This window comes from Candidatus Aquicultor sp. (genome assembly GCF_054640775.1).
This window is the reverse complement of record NZ_JBTSLF010000314.1, coordinates 1-2,711: the sequence shown is the minus strand read 5'-3', so window position 1 is coordinate 2,711 and position 2,711 is coordinate 1. Positions and strand designations below refer to the sequence as shown.

Annotated in this window: 3 protein-coding genes; all 3 read left to right on the top strand. The window is 47.3% G+C overall.

Annotated elements, in window-relative coordinates; genetic code table 11:
- A partial coding sequence (locus tag ACYC56_RS14675; RefSeq protein ID WP_461374915.1) for a nucleotidyl transferase AbiEii/AbiGii toxin family protein occupies nt 1–484 on the top strand: 484 nt, incomplete at its 5' end.
- A 97-nt stretch (nt 485–581) separates the two neighbouring features.
- Complete coding sequence (locus tag ACYC56_RS14670; protein ID WP_461374914.1) at nt 582–1,424, top strand: hypothetical protein; 843 nt, start codon at nt 582–584, stop codon at nt 1,422–1,424.
- A gap of 228 nt (nt 1,425–1,652) precedes the next feature.
- The coding region (locus ACYC56_RS14665) for a hypothetical protein (RefSeq protein ID WP_461374913.1) at nt 1,653–2,711 on the top strand (1,059 nt) is incomplete at its 3' end.

Here is a 2,711-nt window from a genome sequence, read left to right as displayed (position 1 = left end):
TTTTATGGATCAAGAGGAAACCATCAAGATTGAGATCGGACTGCGGGAACCTTTGCAGACCCCAACTGTCAGGCGAAAGGTCCAAACGATTCTTCTTGATCCCCTATTAAACAGACCGATAGTTGAACCGGTGACCATGACCTGTATTTCCAAAATAGAAGCCTACGCGGAAAAATTCAGGGCGGCCTTAACCCGTCGAGAAGCGGCCATTCGGGATTTCTTTGATATTGATTATGCTTCTCGAAGACTTGGATTGGACTCTCGCGATAAACAATTGGAACGACTTATTCAATCCAAAATAGATGTGCCGGGCAATGAACCCATTGATGTTTCTGAAAAACGCCGATCATTGTTGCAGCAACAAACGGAAACGCATCTCAAGCCGGTTCTTCGTGAAGACGATTATCAGGCCTTTGACTTGGACCGAGCCTTTCGCTTAGTACGAGAAATAGCCACCCGACTGGCCCAAAAGGATGATCATTGATTTTAACTTTGCTACCACATTTCCCTCTATTCCCCTTGACCCTTAATTGATCGTGTTTTATACTCTCACCATTTAAAATCTTAAGGAGGTAAATGGTATGAAAGGGAGTCGCCTTGTTGTTATACTTCTCGTCTTGTCCATGGTACTACCCGTTGCAGTTTATGCACAGCATCCCAGACATTCCCGGGATGGTGAAATCAGGATAAATAATGAAACTGATTCACAAGTTTCGATTTATATTTGGACCGAGAAATACGGAAAGTTGATGTGGACTTGGAAACAAGGACTTGATGGGTTTTTAAATAATAAGCAGCTCCTCCGAATAAGGGTCAGTGAGGATGATGAGATAGCGATCTCAGACTGGGGAAAAACCACGATTCGAGAGATAGCCGAATTTCGTGAGGGGGCGTGGTACATAAGTATTCGCCAAGCACGGCATGAACTGAAGCGTTTGATGCCCAGCGCATCATCGGGTCATGGAAAGATAATTTCGTTAGAAAATGATCATATTACGTTTGAAGCACCAGAAGGGTTTAAACCTCTTCCTGAAGAAATAATTAAAATCAAGTATCCATCATCAAATGCGCCCAAATATGTTATTGGAAACGAATCGACAGGGACAACAATTGCCTATGATGTTAAGCCGAACGATATCTCACAGGTAAAAATAGACGAACTTAGGGCTGGATTCACGGAAATGTTCCCCAAAAGGATACCGGGTTTGAAATGGAAAGAAAATAAAATAATAGAATTATCGGGAAAAAAGTGGGTATATCTTGAATTAACATCGACTGCCATAGATACTGACATTTATAACATCATGCTGGTCACCGGATACAATAATCAGACGCTGTTTTTTAATTTTAATTCTTCGAAAGAAGAATTTAAGAAATATGAAAAAGTTCTAAGAGAAAGTATTAACAGCATCAAAATCAAATGAACGAAAGATGCCTTGCAGCGGATCGTCTCGCCTTAGTGGTTCCCCTATGTCCCCTCACCACCAGCCCTGCTTTTCTTCTTGACCGTGCTTTTCCCTTTCCTTATAGTCTTTTCATCAAAAAGGAAGTTCTTGTCAAACTTTTTATTATTCTGGAACCGGCAAATTATTTTGTCCCTCCGGCAAAGCCGGGGGTTTACCTAAAGGAAATTAAAAGAGGGGGCACCTTACATGAAAATTACATCGAAACGAGATAAGATTCTGATTGGCGCCTGCTTCGCCGTGGTGGTGCTGATCGTGTGGTCAGTAGGTCTCGTGGGGGCCGCGGATGATGAGATCAAGCATCTCGGCGGCTTGAGCGAGGCACTGTCGCAGAACAATGAGGCCGACCAGATTCTGAACGGCGAGATCGGGCCGGCCATGGTAGCCGTGGTCGCAGGAAGGAAGTTCCCTCCGTGGGAAAAGAGCATCATGTACACCCGCATATCTCGCACCCGCATCGCGTCGGGTGCGCTGATAAAGCGGCGCAGCGACAACGAGCTCGCCACCCTGCTTACAGACAGCGGCAAGAGCTCGGACTTGGAGAAAAACCCTTACGTCAAGCTGACCAAGGACGGAGGTAAGAACAGCTACGAGGCCAAGTTGACCGCGAGGATCCTGAAGATGAGCGGCAGGGTGAAACCGCAGGATGTGTTGGCGGCCTCCCTGGACGTGTGCGGAAACGACTATTGGCTGGCCACAATCACGGCCCACAACCTGCTTAAGGAAGTCACCTACACCCAGCGCCTGCATCAACAGGCAATGATTGGCTGGGACAACTCGGGGGTCATCACAATCTCTCCCTCGGATATTGCCAACAAGCTGATCGACCTGCGCCCGGAAGGTGATCCCAAGTTCTCCGACCGCATGGGGCCATGGTATCACTCCTTCGGTCTTTTTTTTGTAGGCGGCATCACCAGCGGCACTGAAGCTCAACTCCTGGCTGACGTGGAGAACTTCACGCGCATGCTCCATGCCGGCAGCCCGTCAGACTATGGAAAGGAGCGCGTTAATATGTGGGCGGGCAGGTTGAGCCGGCAACTGAACGCCAAGGTGGCCGCGAACACAACGGATGCAGTCGCTGGAAAATCAAGGCCGGAGGGACAGGGTGCCAGCACCAGAAAGGGCATGTGGAATTTCGTGCTTAAAGACAATTGCAGCAAAAACGTAAAAGCCCAAATACCTGGAATCAAAGAAGACAACCCTTATATAGGAGGAAATACAAAAAGAGCAATCACTTCTGCCTGGGAT